Genomic DNA, 13,897 nt, shown 5'->3' on the forward strand with positions numbered 1-13,897 from the left:
CGCATGAGCCAGGAACGGTCCGACACGCTGGTGCTCTTCGGCGCCACCGGCGACCTCGCCCACAAGAAGATATTTCCGGCCCTGTACCAGATGGTCGCCAAGGGCACGCTCACCGAACCGGTGATCGGTGTCGCCTTCGACGCCTGGGACATCAAGCAGTTGCAGGCCCGCGCCCGCGACGGCATCGTCAACGCCATCGGCAAGATCGACGAGAAGGTGTTCGCCAAATTCGCCTCGCTGCTGCGCTATGTCAGCGGCGACTACCGCGATCCCGCTACCTTCGAGAAGCTGAAGACCGCGCTTGGCACCGCCCAGCGGCCGCTCCACTACATGGCGGTGCCGCCGACCATGTTCGAGACTGTCGTGCAGGGGTTGGAGCAGTCGGGCACCGCGCGTGGCGCGCGGCTGATGGTGGAAAAGCCGTTCGGCCACGATCTGCAGTCGGCACGCTGGCTGAACCGGGTGCTGCATCTGGTGTTCGACGAACAGTCGATCTTCCGCATCGACCACTATCTGGGCAAGGAAGCGATCCAGAACCTGCTTTATTTCCGCTTCGCCAATTCCTTCCTCGAGCCGATCTGGAACCGCAATTTCGTCGAGAGCGTGCAGATCACCATGGCCGAGGATTTTGGCGTGGAGGGCCGTGGCCGGTTCTATGACGATGTCGGCTGCATAAGGGATGTCATCGAGAACCATCTGCTCAACATCCTCTTGCTGCTGGCCATGGAACCTCCGGTCGGCCGCTCCGCCGACGACCTGATCGACGAAAAGGTGCAGGTGCTTCGGGCCATCCGGACACTGACGAAAGAGGATGTCGTGCGCGGCCAGTTCACCGGCTATCTCGCCGAGCCCGGCGTGAAGCCGAATTCGCCGGTCGAGACCTTCGCGGCGGTGCGCTTCTTCGTCGACACATGGCGCTGGCAGGATGTGCCCTTCTTCATCCGCGCCGGCAAGAACATGCCTGTGCATGTCACTGAAGTGGTGGTGCGGCTGAAGCGCCCGCCGCTCGACGTCTTCGACCCGATCAAGCCCGCCGACCAGAACTACGTGCGTTTCCGCATCGACCCGCAGGTGGTGATCGCCATCGGCGCGCAGCGCAAGGCGTCTGGCGACGACATGGTCGGTGAGCAGGTGGAACTCACGGCGCTCGACGACAGCAAGGCCGACATGCCGCCTTACGAAAGGCTGATCGGCGACGCCATGAACGGCAATGGCCAGCTCTTCACCCGCCAGGACGCGGCCGAGCTCGCCTGGCGCATCGTCGGGCCGGTGCTCGGCGACACCACGCCGCCGCATCTCTACGAGCCGAAGACATGGGGGCCGGCCGACGCCATGGCCGGCTTCGGGCCTCCCAATGGCTGGATCGACCCGGTGGCATGAGTGGAGGGGACGCTATGGCCAAAGCGGTGAAGAAGGCGGCATCGGACGCCGAGCAGATCGTGCTTTCGATCGACATTGGCGGCTCGCACGTCAAGATCCTGACCAGCGCCGGCGGCGCCGAGCGCCGGGACGATTCCGGGCCGGGACTGACGCCGCAGCAGATGATCGACAAGGTGAAGAAGCTCGCCGAGGGCTTGTCCTACGACGTCATCTCGATGGGCTATCCCGGCCCGGTGCGGCACAACAAGCCCGTGCTCGACCCCAAGAATCTCGGCAAGGGCTGGGCCGGCTTCGATTTCGCCACGCAGTTCGGCAAGCCGGTCAAGGTCGTCAATGATGCGCTGATGCAGGCCATCGGCAGCTATGAAGGCGGGCGCATGCTGTTCCTGGGGCTGGGAACCGGCCTCGGTGCGGCCATGGTCTTCGACAATGTCGGCCAGCCGTTGGAGCTCGCCCATCTTCCCTACAGGAAAGGCCGCAGTTTCGAGGACTATGTCGGCGAGCGCGGCCTGGAGAAGCGCGGCAAGACGAAGTGGCGCAAATACGTCTTCGACGTCGTCACCCGGCTGCGCGCCGCCCTGCAGCCAGACTATGTCGTCATTGGCGGCGGCAATGTCGACAAGCTCGACGAGTTGCCGGCCGAGGCCAGGCGCGGTGACAACACACGCGCCTTCGAAGGCGGATTTCGTCTGTGGCGAGACAAGGCCTTGATCGTCTGATATTATTACAGTTCAGTATAGTTGTTCAAAATAACGTGTGACGCCACCCTTAATCATTGCGTTGTGCAGATTGGCCGACTAGGAATTTCACGCACTGACCCGCGTGCTCCACTGGATACGCTTGACGACCCTTCAGCATTTTTGATTTGTGCCTCGTCCCTTCGAAAACGATCCCCATTTTCAAGGCCGCGCACCATAGACGGAGGAAACATTGACCGACGATAGCAACGACGCTCGCATCGACCTTCTCGAGCTGACCGCCCACATCGTATCCGCCTACGTCGAGAAGAACCGCCTGCCCGCCTCCGGCCTGGCGGACCTCATCGCCAGCGTCGCCGCCTCGATCGGCGGGCTCGGCAAGCCGGCAGTGCCGGTGGCGGCCCCCCTGGTTCCCGCGGTCAACCCGAAGAAGTCGGTGACGCCGGATTTCATCATCTGCCTCGAAGACGGCAAGAAGTTCAAATCCCTCAAGCGCCATCTCGGCGTGCATTTCGGCCTGACGCCGGACGCCTACCGCGCCAAATGGGGCCTTCCGTCGGACTATCCGATGGTGGCGCCCAACTATGCGGCCTCGCGCTCGCAACTGGCGAAGTCGATCGGCCTCGGCCGCAAGGCCGTCGAAGTGGCGCCCGTCAAAGCCAAGGGCCGCAAGGCCAAGGTTTCGGCCTGAGCCCTGAGCCAATATTTAGGACGACTGGAACAGGAGCCTGCCGGCGAAACCGCCTTGGCAGGCTTCCTGTTTTTGTGGCTTGGATGAACCGGACAAAGGTCATGCGGGGGAAGCCATGAACTACACCAGGATGGTGATCGAGAAAGAGGCGCCGGAGGAGTACGGCTACGACCGCATCCTCTACAATCTTTCCGAAAGTTCGATCGCCGACCAGAAGCTTTCAGACATTGGCCTTTCGCTGCCGGACCTCACGCTGTTCTATGGCGAGCATCGCGGCGACAAGGAACTGCGCGCTCTGATAGCGGCGCAGGATGCCGGCATCTCGCCTGACGATGTGCTGGTCACCGCCGGTGCGGCCGGCGCGCTGTTCATCATCTCGACGTCGCTGCTGTCGGCGAGCGATCATCTCGTCGTCATACGGCCCAATTATGCCACGAACATCGAAACACCACGCGCGATCGGCTGCGCCATCGGCTTTGTCGACCTCGCCTTCGAGCAAGGCTTTGCCATCGATGTCGAGGCCGTCAGGGCGGCGATGCGGCCGAACACCAGGCTGATAAGCGTAACGTGCCCACACAACCCGACCGGCACGATGATGCGCCAGGCCGATCTCGACGCGCTGGTGGCGCTCGCGGAAAGCCGCAATTGCCATTTGCTGGTCGACGAGACCTACCGCGACCTTTCCTATGGCAGGCGCCTGCCGTCGGCGGCGTCGCTGAGCAAGAAGGCGATCAGCGTCTCGTCGCTGTCGAAGGCCTTCGGCATTCCGGGCATCCGCATCGGCTGGCTGATCACCAGGGATGCCGCGCTTCAGGAGACGTTCCTTGCCGCCAAGGAACAGATCGGCATCTGCGGCAGCGTCATCGACGAAGGCATTGCGTGCGGCATGCTCGAGCGTCGTGAGGCTTTCCTGGGAGCGCTGCTGCCCGAAATGGCGAAGCGTCGAGACATCGTCCAGGCCTGGATCGACCGCGAGCCGCTGGTCGACTGGGTGCGCCCCGAGGGCGGCGTCGTCGGCTTCCCGCGCCTCAAGGTCGAACCCGGCTTCGATCTCGACCGCTTCTATGTGAACCTGCTGGAAAACCATGGCACCTATGTCGGGCCCGGCCACTGGTTCGAAATGGAAAAACGCTTCTTCCGCGTCGGCTTCGGCTGGCCGACGGAGGTCGAGTTGCGAGGCGGGCTCGACGCCATTTCGGCGGCACTTCGGCAGTAACTTCCCTGTGCGATGGACGCAACGGGCTGAAATCCCTTGATCCAGTGCTGATTTTCGCACACATCCCGCATCGAACTTTGCTAGACGTTCCATTGGTCGGACCAGCGCCCATCTGGGAAGTGCCCCGCCGGCATCGCATCGGCCCGAAAATCCACTCCGATTCTCGGAAAACACGATACGAAACTAATCGGCGTTGGAGCGTACTTTGTGCGTCCGGTGGGATGCGCGTCGTTCCAATGCGATCGCAACGGGGCCTATATTCATGACATCCCTGCAAACTCCACCAGAGCAGCGTTACGCTGCCTTCCGGCACAAAGCTTTCCTCAGCTACTGGACGGCGCGCTTCCTCACCACTTTCGCGACCATGATCGTCTCTGTCGCCGTCGGCTGGCAGGTCTATGATTTGACTCGCGATCCTTTCGACCTCGGCATTGTCGGCATCGTCCAGTTCGCGCCGTCCCTGCTTCTGGTGCTGATCACCGGCGTCGTCGCCGACCGCTTCGGCCGCCGGCTGATCATGGCGCTGGCAACGGTGGTCGAGGCAGGCTGTGCGCTGGTGCTCCTGTATTTCACGCTGCGGGGCCTCCTCAGTCCGCTGCCGATCTTCGTCGTCCTGGCGCTGTTCGGCATGGCGCGTGCCTTCTACGGACCGGCCTCGTCGTCGCTGTTTGCCAATCTGGTGCCACCGGAAGATTTCGGCAATGCCATCGCCTGGAACTCGTCCGCCTGGCAGACGGCGACGATCGTCGGCCCGGTCGCCGGCGGCCTGCTCTACGGCGTGTCGGCCGAGTTGGCCTACGGCACTGCCTCTCTGCTGATGCTGGTGGCCGGTCTGCTGATCTTCACCATTCCCAGGCCGGCCCAGCGGAGCGCCACCGACAAGCCGACGATGGAGACGCTGTTTGCCGGCTTCCGCTACATATGGAGCGAGAAGATCGTGCTCGGCGCCATCTCGCTCGATCTGTTCGCCGTGCTTCTGTCGGGCGCCTCGGCGCTGTTGCCGGTCTATGCGCGCGATATTCTTGAACTCGGCCCTTGGGGCCTCGGTCTTTTGCGCTCGGCGCCCGGCATAGGCGCCATCTGTGTTGCGGTCTGGCTGGCCGGGCACCCGCTTCGTGACAATGCCGGTAAGATCATGCTCGGCTTCGTCGCGGCATTCGGCGCCTGCACCGTGCTGTTTGGCCTGTCGACCATCACCTGGTTGTCGATCGTCGCACTGGCCTTGCTCGGCGCGACCGACATGTTCAGCGTCTATATCAGGGAGACGCTGATCCAGCTGTGGACGCCGGACGAGGTGCGCGGCCGCGTCAACGCCGTCAACCAGGTTTTCGTCGGCGCCTCCAACGAGGTCGGCGAATTCCGTGCTGGCACCATGGCGGCGCTGATCGGCACCGTGCCGGCGGTGGTGATCGGCGGCGTCGGCGCCATCGCGGTGGCGGGCCTGTGGGCGTGGCTGTTTCCGCAGTTGCGCAGGGTGCGGCACCTCGACGGGCGCAACTGATTGGGCGGTAGGCCCAAAACGCCGAGTCCGGCGCTCGGAGCGAGAACTCGTCGGCCGGCGAGCACAACGGTTAGAGGGCAGACCGGCGCGCCAAGAGAGCCGTCCGTCCCGAGTTCTGGAAGGGCCGCAATATGCCGTGAATGGACTGGCAGCTTCGAGGCTCGCACAATCAGAAGCAGACCTTCAGGCGCCCCGCATAGATCGACGCGGAGCGACACAACCAACTTCGGTGTTGGATGTCGACCTTGTTTTCACCACTTGACGCGCAAGCCAAGCGAGCCGGTCAGAACATGGCTGTCGCCGAAGTCTTCCAGGTCGGTCCGGGCGACGGCTTCGCCAAAAACCGAAAACCTGTCGTCGGCCCAGTTGATCGTGCCGCCGATGCCGAGGCCGCCCCAGAGCCGCTTATCGCGGCTGGTAAGCGTGCTGCCGGCGAGGTCGACGGACGAGCCATCCCCGAAGTCATAGTAAAGGTTGGCGATGCCGTAGAGGTTCGTGCGGCCGGCGCGGCCCATGCGGTCTTGCCATTGCGTCTGGTGGTCGAGCGAGAGGCCGAGGCGGCCGAGCAGGCTGTCGCTGTCGCCGGGAGCAACGCTGGCGCCGAACGTGTCGGTGAAGGCGTCGAGATTAATGGATGACCAGGCAAGCTGCGCCTGCGGTGTCAGCGACCAGTTCGGGTCGAGCATGATGCGCTTGCCCGCTTCGAGGCCGAGCGCATAGCCGACGCCTTTGTTGCCGTCGACGAGCCGCTTCCCCGCGGTCGCCGAGTCGAGATTGCTGTCGTACCAGATCACTTGCGCCTGGCCGTCGACGTAGAAGCCCTCCGCGCCATACCAGGTCAGTGAGCCGGAAACGCCGTAGCCGGTGCTATCGATCGACCCGCTGCCGAACACCGACGAGACGTCGGCCGACACCGTGCCATACTGGAAGACGACGCCGCCGATGAACTGACCGGCCGCGCTGTCGGACAAAAGCATGTCGGCTCCGGTCTGCAGCCTCCAGGTCGAGCTGTCGTAAGTCGTTCCGGTGGTCGAGCTTTGCGGATCGTAGGAGCCGCTGGCGCCTTCGATCCTGCCCCACAGCCCGATGCCGGCCTCGGCCTTCACATCGTCGGAGACCCCATCGGCGCCTTGCGCTTCGACGGTCCAGGAGCGGTTGCCGAGCCTCTGCTGCAGCGTGCCCAGCTGGTTGAAGCTCTGCAACGAGCCCGCATAGGCCTCATAGAGCGGTGCGCCGGCCTGATAGAGTGGAGTTCCGGGGCCGCCACTATCGATAAGCGCGGAGCGCAAATACCAGTCGCCGTCGGCGGGCGTGCTCACGCCGCCCTCATAGAGCCTGTAGGCATAGGCGCCGCCGACGACCGCCGCATCGCCGTCGAAGGTGTAGTCGCTCTTCAGCGAGAAGGTGCCGTTCGAGGTGCCGCCGACATCGACGATCTTGATGCCGTCGACGGTCTGGCCTTCGGCGCCGCCGAGATTCGCAATCTGGAGCGTGCTCGTGCCCGATGTGTTGCCGGCGATGACCAGCATGTCGGTCGCCGAACTGTCGCCACCGAGCGCGGTGTTGAGAACGATGTTGCCGCCAATGCCGATATAGTTGCCGCTGACGGTCAGCGTGTGGCCGACGCCGCCGGCGGCGATGCGCACGGTTCCGGCGTTGGCCAGCCCGGCAACCGTCTGGGAAGTGCCGGCAAGATCGAGCGTGGCGCTCGAGGCAACCGAGAATTGCGAGGAGGAACTGAACGCGTTCGCCGCGCCTGCGGCAAGCGTGCCACCGCCGACCGAAATGGCGCCGGTAAATGCCGAGTTGTCCGAGGCAAGCACCAGCGTGCCGGCGCCGGTCTTGGCAAGGTTGCCGCTGCCTGAGATCGCGCCGGACAAAGTGAGGTCGGCCACGGTGTCGAGGGTGCCGCCGGCCGCCGAAAGCGTAACATTGCGCGCTGAGGCGAAGGCCGCCGTGTTGCGTAGCGCGCCGCCGGAGAGCGTCAGGCTGCCGGCGGCCGCGCCGAGATTGTTGTCGGCCGCAACCGAAAGCACGCCGCCCGAGACGGTCGTGCCGCCCGTGTGGGTGTTGGCGCCCGAAAGCACCAGCGTGCCGGCATCGGTCTTGATCAGGCTGCTGGCCCCGGTCAGAACAGAGGCGATGGTGGCTGTATAGCCCGCTCCGGCCGCCGTGCCGTCGCCGACCCGGATGATGCTTTCGCCGCCGGCGCCGGCCAGCGTGATGGCGTCGCCCTCGATGCGGTAGCCATCGGCTGCAAACTGCATGCCGGTGACCGCCAGCGCGCCGTCGCCGTCGTCGGCGACGACGGTGCCGCCGAGCGTCTGGAAGACGGCGAAGCCGGGCTGCGGCGTCATGGCGCCGTTGTTCAGGCCGTTGCTTTCCGTCCAGTTGGGGCTCGTCGCCGTCCAGGTGCCGTTGCCGCCATCGACCAGATTGTTGTTGGCATTGCCGGCCGCGTCGCCGTCCCAGAACAACAGCTCGGCGACGAACGTGCTGATCAGATTGACCTGGTTGGCCACCGAGGTCTGCACCGTCAGGTCGGCTGGCGTGACGCCGGCCGGCAGAGTGCCGAGCTCGAGACCATTGTCGGTGAGCGTGCCGCCATAATTGATCAGCCGGTAGACGCCAGGCCCGAAGCCGCCGACATCGGTGATGTCAAGGCTGCCGTCCAGCGTCAGGTCGCCGGTCACCACGGTCAGGTCGTTGACGCCGCCGCCGACAATGCCGGCCCGGCCAAGCTCGTAGTTGAGGGTTGAGCCCGAACTCAGGCTGAGCGATCCAACCGTCAGCGTGCCGGGGCTGGAACCCGGCGCCAGCACGCCGCCATCGGCGATGATCACCGCGCTGCCGATCGAGCCGGAGCCGCCCAGCGTCGCGCCGCTGTTGACCGTCGTCTCGGTATTGCCGAGCGAGCCCTCTACGAGAAGCGCGCCGCCGTTGACGGTTGTGAGGCCGGTATAGGTGTTGGTGCCGTTCAGGGTCAGTGTGCCGGCGCCGTCCTTGGTCAGCCCGCCGGTCCCGCTGACGACACCGGAAAACGCCGTCGAGAGATCATTGCCGCCAACCGCCAATGTGTTCGCGCCGAGATGGACATTGCCGTCCCCCTCGATCGACCCGGCCGTGGTGCCGCCGCTCGTGAGATTTGAAATGTCCAGCGCACCGGTCCCGTTCAAGATGAAGCGCGCTGTGCCGCCACTGGCCGTGTCCCGAATGAAAGTCGTGCCGCCGCTATTGGTCGTAATGTTGGCGCTGCCGGCCGCGCTCGTATTAAAGAAACCCAGATTGAAATTGTTAATGATGGTGGCGCTGCCGGCCGTGCTCGTATCTGCGAAACTCATCCCGGTGCCGCCATTGTTGGTGATGCTGGCGTTGCCGGCTGTGCTGGTGTCGTGGAAGGCCAACAAGCCGTTCTCGGTAATGGTGGCGTTGCCGGCCGTGCTCGCGCCCAAGAAATCCGTTACGGCGTTGTTGATGATTTTGGAATTGTCGGCCGTGCTGTTGTCGCGGAAGTTAAGATTTTTTTCGTTGTTGATGGTGGCGTTGCCGGCCGTGGCCGTATTGAAGAAATCTATTATGTTTTCTGTTTGGTTGGATGGCGAGTTGTTGTTGTTGATGGTGGCATTTCCGGCCGTGCTGCTGTTGAGGAACTGCAATAAGGTGCTGAAACCGCCGCTGTTATTGACGATGGTGGCGCTGCCGGCCGTGCTGCTGTTGGAGAACGAGAGAGAGCCGTTGTTGTTGATGGTGGCGCTGCCGCCGTCGATAACAATGCCGGCGCCATTGAACGTCAGTTTTGGGGAGAAGAATGATTGAATGTTGAACGTATAGGCGGAAGCCCCGGCGTTGAGTGTCCAGCCACCGACAGTGATGGTGGGCGCCGTGAGCGACAGGTTGGTGCCGTTCGATACTCCGAAAATGGCGGTGCCGGTCGGCACTGCTGCCGGGGTCCAATTGGCGCCGCTGCTGTAATCGAACGTCCCGGGGATTCCAGGTGCCGTCGGGTTGAGATTCCAGGTCGCGTCCTGGGCCGCGGCCGGCAAGACGGTGACAAGCAGCGCCGCGGATGCGAGCAGCCCGGCACGCAACGAAGCCAGCGTTGCCCGCGCGCGCAATTCCGGCGCGCCGGGCCGATCCGGCATTCCAGCGATTCCCACAGGCATTCCCTTCAGTCACCGCAAAGCCCCCCACCGGAAGATTGCAGCAGCCGGGTCATGGAGCAACGAATGGTGACGCCTTCTGGTTGTGTTTTCTGCTATCCGTTGCCCGAAAATCACAATTTACAATTGAGTAAAGTAGCGACTTATAATTGAGTGAAGCAGCAACTTGGTTCCGACCGCGCTTCATCTGTTCCATTGCCAGAGTTCGGCTTCGATCATGCTGGGCCAGCCAAAAAGCGTGCCAGCAAATACACGACTTCTGCCTGCGCGTCTGCTTCCGAGAAACGCTGTCGCTGGCCCGAACGACAGCCATGAGGGCGCAAAGCGGTCGGCGCCTCGGCGGACGCAAGTCGTTTTGAGCCAAGTTCGGCCATCCAGCGAGTTGGGTTGCCTCTAACGAACCGCCCCCTTGCCGAACACCATCCGCAAAAACTCGTCCAGCCAGCGCTTCAGATGCATGTCCCAGATCAGCCGGCCGCCGAGATGATCGCGGCCGGGCTGCGCGCCCGGCAATTCGAAGCGATGGGCGCCACGCACCACCCAGCGCTGCATCATCACCCGGGTCAGTTCGCCGTGGAACTGGATGCCCCAGGCATTGTCGCCATAGCGAAAAGCCTGGTTGGGGTAGGTCTCGGCCGTCGCCAGCAGCGTCGCATCCCTCGGCAGGGAAAAGCCCTCGCGGTGGAACTGGTAGACCATTTCGGGCCAGTGCATCAGGTTCCTGCCGGCCTCGGTCGCCTTGATCGGATACCAGCCGATCTCGACCAGCCCTTCGCCGTGGCCCTCGACCTTGCCGCCGAGATGATTGACCAGCATCTGCGCGCCAAGGCAGATGCCCAGGCACGGCCGGTTCTCGCGGAGCGGGATTTCCAGCCAGTTGGTTTCGCGACGAACGAACTCATCCTCGTCGTTGGCGCTCATCGGTCCGCCGAACACCACCGTGCCGGCATGGCCGTCCAGCGTCTCCGGCAAGGCGTCGCCGAGCGGCGGCCGGCGGATATCGAGCTCGAAACCCTCTTCGATGAGCATGTGGCCAACGCGTCCGGGGCTCGAATTCTCCTGATGCAGCACGATCAGGATCTTTGGCTTCGAGCTCGTTGCGCGCGGCATCGTCAGGCGGGATCCCGTCTATTCGTCGCTGGATGTTCCACGGGCACCCGGCGCGTGCGCGGCCGCCTGGCGGCGCGCCTCGACCCGGTCGTGGCGTTCGACGCCGATCAGTTCGGCGACCCGCCACACCGTATTGTCCTCAAGCTCGTGCAGCTCGCCATCGGCATAGACAATCTCCCACATCAGCCCGATGAAGGCCTTGCGCCCGTCCGCGTCGAGATGGCGCTTGAGCACGCTGGTGAAGGCATAGAGGTCGATCGCCTCATTGTCGGCCCGCTCGCCGGCAGCGGCGAGCGCTTCGAGCTCGGCGCCGCTGATCGAGTAGCTCTCGGAGAGCACAGCCTTGAATCGCTCCCATTCGACGTCCTGGCGCACGCCGTCGGCGTTCATCACATGGTAGAGCAGCGCCGAGGCGGCGACGCGCGGATCGTCCGTGCTGGTTTGCGCGCCGGCCCCGGCCGGCAAATCCCTGAGAAACGACAGAACACGTTCGAACATCAATCCATTCCCAAAAGGCCCCAGGGCCAAGCCAATCGGCCGAAGGCCAAAATCAAAACAGCCGGAACCGGCGCGGCGATTTTTCCGCTTCCTCGTCCGGATCGACGCCTGGATCGTCCGGCAGCCGCACCATTTCTTCCGCCGGCTCGACGGCCTCGGCATCGGTCGGCACCGCCGCGAACCCAGCCGCGGTGATCGGCGCGACGTGGTCTTCGCTTCTGTCGACTCCCGTGCCAGTTGTCTCGCTGCCCGCCGTGGCAGGCTCGATCGTTTCGACCGGCTTTTCACTGGCCGGCTTCGCCAGCGCCTCGATCACCGGCACCGTGGTCTCAGGCGCATCTTCATGGCTGTCGATCAACTGGCCAAGCCGCTCCATAGGCGCGCGCCACTCGAAGGCGTCGAGCCGTCCGGTGACGGGTGACACCGGCGCCCAGCGTTCCGAAACGACGCCATCGGCGACCCAGGCCGGATCGCGCGGCGCCCGCACGGCTTTGGAGAGCAGCTGCCGCACCTTGCCCTGGTCGCCCGTCTCGGCCTCCTCGATGTCGGCCAGCAGCAGATAGGCGCCCTCGCGGCGGTCCATCCGGATGGCGGCCTCGGCCTCGCCGCGGGCGGTGGCGAAGTCCTGTGCGTCGAGCGCGGCCCGCGCCACCGTCATCGACGATTCGGCGTGGTTCCTCTTCATCTCCTGCAGCTTCTTCGCCCGGTTGAGCCGGTCGAGCACGGCATCGCCCGGCCTGGCATGGGTGTAGAGTTCGGCAATCTCGGGGTGCGGCTCGGCCCTCCAGGCCGTCTCCAGGATTTTCGAACCCTTGCGCACATCGTTCTGCTTGAACAGCGCGGCGGCGGCGGCAACGGCGGCCGGGGCGAAATCCGGTTGCAGCTTGTTGGCCTCGAGCGCGGCTGTCCTGGCGGCGGCGGGATCGCTGTCGGCGAGCGATTGCGCCTTGGCGGTCAACAGCACGGCGCGGCGGCGGTTGGCGGCGTCGCGCTCGATCTGCCGCGTCGACTTCTGCGCATCGACCAGTTTCAAGGCGCCGTCCCAGTCGCCGCGCGCGGTCATTTCCTCCAGCGTCGATTCGGCCGCCCAGGCCAGCTGCGGCGCAACGGCGGCGGCACGGCCGGCATAGTGCCGGGCGGCATTGCGATCACCCAGCCGTTCGGCTTCGAGATAAAGCCCGCGCAGGCCGAGCAGCCGCATTTCCGGATCGTCGAGCATGCTTTCGAACTTCTGGCGCGCGCCCTCATGGTCGCCTTCGAGCAGCGAGGCCTGCGCCTCGAGCAGATGGATCAGCGGTTCCTGATCGGAACGGATCAGCTTGGCCGCTTCCTTGGTCTTCTTGCGAGCCAGCGCACCGTCACCGGCGCCAGCCGCGATCATGCCGGTCGACAGCGCCTGGTAGCCGCGGTCGCGGCGGCGCACGCGGAAATAGCGCGAGATCGTATAGGGGCTGTTCCACAGCGACCTGATCAGCCACCACAGGATCATCACGGCGGCGACGACAGCGACGACGGCCACCGCGGCCACCATAAGGCTGACCTGGTACTGATAGCCGTCGAAGGTGACGACCATGTCGCCCGGCCGGTCAGCCAGCCAGGCAAAGCCGAGCCCGAGCGCGAAGACGACGATGAGGAAGGCGAGCAGGCGGATCATCGTTTTGCCCTCATGCCTTCATCGCGCCGGAGATCAGCGCGTCGACCTGGGTTTCGACCTCGATGCGCGCCTTCAGTTTGCCGGCAAAGTCGGCACCGGCGGCCTTCACGGCCTCAGGCAGCGAATTGTATTCACTGAGCGCCTTGGCATAGTCCCCCTGCGTGACGGCCACTTCCATGCGCGCCACGGTTTCCGGCGCGCCGGGACCCTCGACGGCGCCGATCGGCCGGACCTTGACCAGCGATTCGGCGCTCGCCATCAGGTTCTGCAGGAAGCCGGCATTCTGGTCGACCGGCGTGGCGGCGGCGACCATGGCATTGGCGGCGGCATCCATCTGCGCGGCGATCTCGGTGCGGGTGGGCACGCCTTTTTCGGCATAGGGCCGTAAGGTCGCGAGCTCAGGCGCGTCGGGTGAAATCGCGGCCAGCGTATCGAGTTCCGCCGAGAACGGCGCACCGCGTTCGAGCGCCGACTTCAAAGCCGACGCGGCAATGGCGAGCGCGATCTTCGGCTGTCCTGCCGCCGCCTCGACCTTGTCGGAAAGCTGTGACACCGACTGTTCAAGCGCGGCGAGCCGGCTGTCCCGGGCCTTCGCCGCCTCGTCCGTCGATTTCACCAGCGCGTCGAGCCCAGCCAATTTTTCGTTGAGCGGGCCGAGATCGACCGGCGCCGCGCCGCCGGCCTTGCCGAGGGTGGCGACCGCGGTTTCGATCTGCTTGACCTTGTCACCAAGGGCCGCCAGCCCGGCATTGTCGCCAGCGCCGCCCTGTTCGACAGCCGATTTCAGCGCCGCGACATCGGCCTTTACCTGTTCCAGCCCCGAGGAAAGTCCGACCACCTTGGCCGCGGCGTCGTTGTTGCCGCCGCCGTTCTTCAGCCCGGCAATCTCGGTCTTCAGCGAAGCGATTTCGCCATTGACGCCGTCGAGCGAGACGCCGGCGCCGGAACCTGGCGCGCCGAGCAGGCCGGCAAATTGCAAGCCACCGGCG

General features: G+C 64.7%; 11 protein-coding genes. 6 read left to right on the forward strand and 5 right to left on the reverse strand.

The window, feature by feature from the left end; genetic code table 11:
• Positions 1-3: 3 nt before the first annotated feature.
• The 5 genes from zwf (at position 4) to C1D09_RS17795 (ending at position 5,486) form a co-directional block, all read left to right on the forward strand.
• Positions 4-1,380, forward strand: coding sequence for a glucose-6-phosphate dehydrogenase (gene zwf, locus C1D09_RS17775; RefSeq protein ID WP_143975542.1), 1,377 nt, complete (start codon positions 4-6; stop codon positions 1,378-1,380).
• Between the two features lie 14 nt (positions 1,381-1,394).
• Positions 1,395-2,099: an ROK family protein gene (locus C1D09_RS17780; protein ID WP_143975543.1), complete on the forward strand. Its 705-nt coding sequence runs from the start codon at positions 1,395-1,397 to the stop codon at positions 2,097-2,099.
• A 211-nt stretch (positions 2,100-2,310) separates the two neighbouring features.
• On the forward strand, positions 2,311-2,769 hold the full coding sequence (locus tag C1D09_RS17785; RefSeq protein WP_143975544.1) for a Ros/MucR family transcriptional regulator: 459 nt from the start codon (positions 2,311-2,313) through the stop codon (positions 2,767-2,769).
• Between the two features lie 115 nt (positions 2,770-2,884).
• Positions 2,885-3,985 carry an aminotransferase class I/II-fold pyridoxal phosphate-dependent enzyme gene (locus C1D09_RS17790; RefSeq protein WP_143975545.1) on the forward strand — a complete coding sequence of 367 codons (1,101 nt, stop codon included), beginning with the start codon at positions 2,885-2,887 and terminating at the stop codon, positions 3,983-3,985.
• 262 nt (positions 3,986-4,247) lie between these two features.
• On the forward strand, positions 4,248-5,486 hold the full coding sequence (locus C1D09_RS17795) for an MFS transporter (RefSeq protein WP_143975546.1): 1,239 nt from the start codon (positions 4,248-4,250) through the stop codon (positions 5,484-5,486).
• 251 nt (positions 5,487-5,737) lie between these two features.
• Here the strand turns inward: C1D09_RS17795 and C1D09_RS17800 are convergent, their stop codons facing one another.
• Positions 5,738-8,662 carry an autotransporter outer membrane beta-barrel domain-containing protein gene (locus C1D09_RS17800; protein ID WP_167514663.1) on the reverse strand — a complete coding sequence of 975 codons (2,925 nt, stop codon included), beginning with the start codon at positions 8,660-8,662 and terminating at the stop codon, positions 5,738-5,740.
• Between C1D09_RS17800 and C1D09_RS33190 the strand changes: the two genes are divergently transcribed.
• Entirely contained in the window at positions 8,637-9,302 is a 666-nt protein-coding gene (locus C1D09_RS33190) for a hypothetical protein (RefSeq protein WP_167514664.1), read from the forward strand. The two genes, C1D09_RS17800 and C1D09_RS33190, sit on opposite strands and share 26 nt — an antisense overlap.
• Positions 9,303-10,039: 737 nt before the next feature.
• On the opposite strand, the gene C1D09_RS17805 is transcribed toward C1D09_RS33190, so the two are convergent.
• From C1D09_RS17805 to C1D09_RS17820, 4 genes are all read right to left on the reverse strand, one after another.
• Complete coding sequence (locus C1D09_RS17805) at positions 10,040-10,756, reverse strand: glutamine amidotransferase (RefSeq protein ID WP_143975548.1); 717 nt, start codon at positions 10,754-10,756, stop codon at positions 10,040-10,042.
• Positions 10,757-10,774: 18 nt separating this feature from the next.
• Positions 10,775-11,254, reverse strand: a complete 480-nt coding sequence (locus tag C1D09_RS17810) for a tellurite resistance TerB family protein (RefSeq protein WP_143975549.1) — start codon at positions 11,252-11,254, stop codon at positions 10,775-10,777.
• Positions 11,255-11,306: 52 nt separating this feature from the next.
• Positions 11,307-12,908 carry a heme biosynthesis protein HemY gene (locus C1D09_RS17815; RefSeq protein ID WP_143975550.1) on the reverse strand — a complete coding sequence of 534 codons (1,602 nt, stop codon included), beginning with the start codon at positions 12,906-12,908 and terminating at the stop codon, positions 11,307-11,309.
• 10 nt (positions 12,909-12,918) lie between these two features.
• Positions 12,919-13,897 (reverse strand): COG4223 family protein (locus tag C1D09_RS17820; RefSeq protein WP_143975551.1); only part of this gene is annotated, 979 nt, incomplete at its 5' end.

The organism is Mesorhizobium intechi (genome assembly GCF_002879535.1).
Classification (GTDB): Bacteria; Pseudomonadota; Alphaproteobacteria; order Rhizobiales; family Rhizobiaceae; genus Mesorhizobium; species Mesorhizobium intechi.